We start from the raw sequence: 3711 nt of genomic DNA, 5'->3' as shown, positions 1-3711 counted from the left end.
CGACGACCTCCCGGACGACCTGCTGGTCCTTGGCTGCGACTCCGTCCTGGAGCTCGACGGTGAGGTGCACGGCAAGCCGGCCGATGCCGCCGAGGCGGTCGAGCGCTGGCAGCGGATGCGCGGGCGCACGGGCACCCTCCACACCGGGCACTGGCTCGTCGACGCCCGGCACGCCGACGACGGCGGTACCGGCGGGATGGTGGGTGGCACGGCATCCACGGTGGTGCACTTCGCTGACCTCGACGACGACGAGGTCGAGGCCTACGTCGCGACGGGAGAGCCGCTGGCGGTCGCGGGCGCCTTCACGATCGACGGCCTGGGCGGGCCGTACGTCACCGCGATCGAGGGCGACCCGAGCACCGTGGTCGGTGTCTCCCTGCCACTGCTGCGCGAGCTGGTGCGCGAGCTCGGCCTGGCCTGGCACGACCTGCGCACCCCCACCCCCTGACCGCGACCGTCCGCGGGATCAGACGGGAGGGACGTCGCGGCGCTTGTCGCTGAAGTGCCGGTCGCGCCGCGCCGCGTAGTTCAGGCGCCGGCGCAGCTCGTCACGCAGCGCATCGGCCTCGATGACCTGGTCGAGCACGAGGTCGGCCGCGAGCCGTTCGAGGTCGACGTCGGCCTCGTACTCGGCGCGCCGGGCGGCGACGAACGCGTCACGCGCCTGCACCCCCTCGGCCGCCTCGACCTCGGCGATCTTGTTCGCGTAGACGGCGTTCACCGCGGCCTCGGGGCCCATGACGGCGATCCGCGCGGTGGGCAGCGCGATCGTGGCGTCCGGGCCGAACCCCGGGCCGCCCATCGCGTACAACCCGGCCCCGTAGGCCTTGCGCACGACGACGCAGAACTGCGGCACCGTGGCCGATGCCACGGCCGAGACCATCTTCGCCCCGTGCCGGATGATCCCGCCGCGCTCGACCTCCGAGCCGATCATGAAGCCGGGTACGTCCGCGAGGTAGATGAGCGGGACCGAGAAGGCGTCACACAGCCAGATGAACCGGGTGGCCTTGTCGGCCGAGTCGCTGAAGAGCACCCCGCCCTTGACGGCCGAGTTGTTCGCGACGATGCCGACGCTCTCGCCGTCGATGCGACCGAAGCCGACCACGAGCTCGGCGGCGAAGAGCGGCTTGATCTCGAAGAAGCTGTGCTCGTCGACCAGTCCGTCGATGACCTCGTGGATGTCGAAGGGCTGGCTCTCGCGCTCGGGCACGCTCGCCCGGGTCAACGGGGCCGACGGCTCCTCGGCGTGGTAGGTCGGCAGCGGGCCGCGCCAGTTGCCGGGCAGGTAGGAGAAGTACAACCGGGCGAGCTCGATGGCCTCGGCGTCGTCGTGGGCGAGCAGGTCACCCACACCGGAGACGGTGCAGTGCATCCGCGCTCCGCCCATCTCCTCGAGCGAGACCTTCTCCCCCACGACCATCTCGGCCATCCGCGGGCTGCCGAGGTACATGGAGGCGTTGCCCTCGACCATGATGATGAGGTCGCAGAAGCTCGGGATGTAGGCCCCACCGGCCGCTGACGGCCCGAACAGGCAGCAGATCTGCGGCACCTTGCCCGACAGGGCGACCTGGTGGTGGAAGATCCGCCCCGCCCCTCGGCGCCCGGGGAACATCTCGACCTGGTCGGTGATCCGCGCGCCCGCGCTGTCGACGAGCCAGAAGACGGGCAGTTCCTCGCGCAGGGCTGCCTCGGTCGCGCGCACGATCTTCTCGACGGTGCGCGCACCCCACGAGCCCGCCTTCACCGTCGGGTCGTTGGCGATGACGATGACGGGGCGCCCGTCGACCGTCCCGCGCCCGGTGACGACGCCGTCGGCTGGCAGACCCGGCGCCCGACTGTTCGCGTAGCGGCCGTCCTCGACGAAGCTGTCCTCGTCGATGAGCAGGGCGATCCGGTCACGCACGTAGAGCTTGTTCTGGGAGGCGAGCTTGGCGGCGGCCTTCTCGGTCGGGCGCTCGGATGCCGTGTGCGCGGCTTCCAGCCGCGCCCGGACGTCCGCGACGCGCGGGTCGCCCCCGCCGGGCTGGGTCATGACGGCAGGCCGAGCGACTTGGCGATGACCATGCGCTGCACCTCGGACGTGCCCTCGCCGATCTCGAGGATCTTCGCGTCGCGGTAGAAGCGAGCCACGGGGTACTCCTCCATGAAGCCGTTGCCCCCGAACACCTGCGTGGCGATCCGGGTCGCCGTGACGGCGGCCTCGGAGGTGTAGAGCTTGGCCACGGCCGCCGCCTGCTTGACGTCGGCGACCGAGCGGCGCCCGGCCTCCTGCTCGTCCTTGAGCCACGCGGCGCGGTAGGTCAGCAGGCGCGAGTTCTCCTCCATGACGAGCAGGTCGGCGATGGGGAACGCGACGCCCTGGTTGACCCCGATCGGCCGCCCGAACGCGGTGCGGGTCTTCGCGTAGGCGGTGGCCTCCTCGCGCATGCGGGTGATGAGGCCCAGGGCCAGCGCACTGATCGCGATCCGGCCGTCGTCGAGGGTCTTGAGGAACTGGCGGAAGCCGTGGCCACGCTGCCCGAGCAGGTTCTCCTCGGGCACGCGGCAGCCGGCGAAGGACAGCCCGTGGGTGTCCGAGATGTTCCAGCCGAGCTTGTCGTAGGGCGCCTCGACGGTGAACCCGGAGGTGCCCGAGGGGATCATGATCGCCGAGATCTCGGGGCGGCCGTCGGCGTCGGTGCCGGTGCGGGCCGTCACCGTGACGACCGAGGTGATGTCGGTGCCGGAGTTCGTGATGAACGCCTTCGACCCGTCGACCACCCACTCACCGTTCTCGAGCACCGCCTTGGTGCGCGTGGCACCCGCGTCGCTCCCGGCATCCGGCTCGGTGAGCCCGAAGCCCGCGAGCGCGCGGCCTGCGACGAGGTCGGGCAGGAAGCGCTCCTTCTGCGCGTCGGTGCCGTAGGTCAGGATCGGGTTGATGCCGAGCCCCACCCCGGCGGAGAGGGTGATGCCGATCGACTGGTCGACGCGGCCGAGCTCCTCGATGGCGATGCACAGGCTCGTGAAGGCGCCGCCGTCGGCGTCCTCGAGCGAGCCGCCGTAGGCCTCGGGGACGACGAGGCCGAACAGCCCGAGCTCGCCCATGCGGGGCACGAGGTCGGCCGGGAAGTGGTGGTCACGGTCCCACTGGGCGACGTGTGGCTCGACGGCCTCGGTGGCGAAGTCGCGCACGACCGCCCGGAAGTCCTCGTGGTCCTTGCTCAGCTCGAACATTCGGCGCCCCTTCGCGCAGTGGTGCCGGCGCCGGGTCGCGGCGCGCAGCGGGTGGCAACGTTCTTGACGTTGACGTCAACGTAAAGCAATACTGCCCGGTATGACAAGCCCCACGACGGATGCCGTCCGCTCGCCGACCGCTGGGAGCGGACGCGAGAGCGCGGCGGGACGTCGTCGCGGGCGCACCGAGACGGGCGAGGGGACCTGGAGCATCGCGCAGATCGCGGACGAGTTCGGCGTCACCCACCGCACCGTTCGGCACTACGAGGACCTCGGGCTCATCTCCCCCGAGCGGCGCGGCACCACCCGGGTCTACCACCGGCGCGACCGCACCCGACTCGGGCTCATCCTGCGCGGGCGGCGGCTCGGCTTCCCGCTCGACGAGATCCGCACGATCATCGACCTCTACGACGTGCCACGCGGGCGGCGCAGCCAGCTCGAGTACGTGCTGGCCCAGATCGGCGAGCGCCGCAGCGACCTCGAGCAGCGGCGCCG

At 71.6% G+C, this 3711-nt stretch carries 4 protein-coding genes; 2 read left to right on the top strand and 2 right to left on the bottom strand.

Annotated elements, in window-relative coordinates; all coding sequences use genetic code 11:
* Nucleotides 1–448, top strand: a 448-nt coding sequence (locus PLL68_RS06745; RefSeq protein ID WP_324532854.1) for a Maf family protein, incomplete at its 5' end; no start/stop codon positions are given.
* A gap of 18 nt (nucleotides 449–466) precedes the next feature.
* On the opposite strand, the gene PLL68_RS06740 is transcribed toward PLL68_RS06745, so the two are convergent.
* Nucleotides 467–2032, bottom strand: a complete 1566-nt coding sequence (locus tag PLL68_RS06740) for an acyl-CoA carboxylase subunit beta (protein ID WP_324532853.1) — start codon at nucleotides 2030–2032, stop codon at nucleotides 467–469.
* Complete coding sequence (locus PLL68_RS06735; protein ID WP_324532852.1) at nucleotides 2029–3216, bottom strand: acyl-CoA dehydrogenase family protein; 1188 nt, start codon at nucleotides 3214–3216, stop codon at nucleotides 2029–2031. The genes PLL68_RS06740 and PLL68_RS06735 overlap by 4 nt, the downstream gene beginning before the upstream one ends.
* 100 nt (nucleotides 3217–3316) lie before the next feature.
* On the opposite strand from PLL68_RS06735, the gene PLL68_RS06730 reads away from it, so the two are divergent.
* The coding region (locus PLL68_RS06730) for a MerR family transcriptional regulator (RefSeq protein WP_324532851.1) at nucleotides 3317–3711 on the top strand (395 nt) is incomplete at its 3' end.

It is taken from the genome of Ornithinibacter sp. (assembly GCF_035443565.1).
In the GTDB taxonomy this organism is placed as follows: Bacteria; Actinomycetota; Actinomycetes; order Actinomycetales; family Dermatophilaceae; genus Fodinibacter.
This window is presented reverse-complemented; position numbering and strand designations above follow the sequence as displayed.

Bases quoted from the DNA above. Each gene is read 5' to 3' on its own strand.
- PLL68_RS06735 (WP_324532852.1), bottom strand. From the start codon at position 3,216: ATGTTCGAGCTGAGCAAGGACCACGAGGACTTCCGGGCGGTCGTGCGC.
- PLL68_RS06740 (WP_324532853.1), bottom strand. From the start codon at position 2,032: ATGACCCAGCCCGGCGGGGGCGACCCGCGCGTCGCGGACGTCCGGGCG.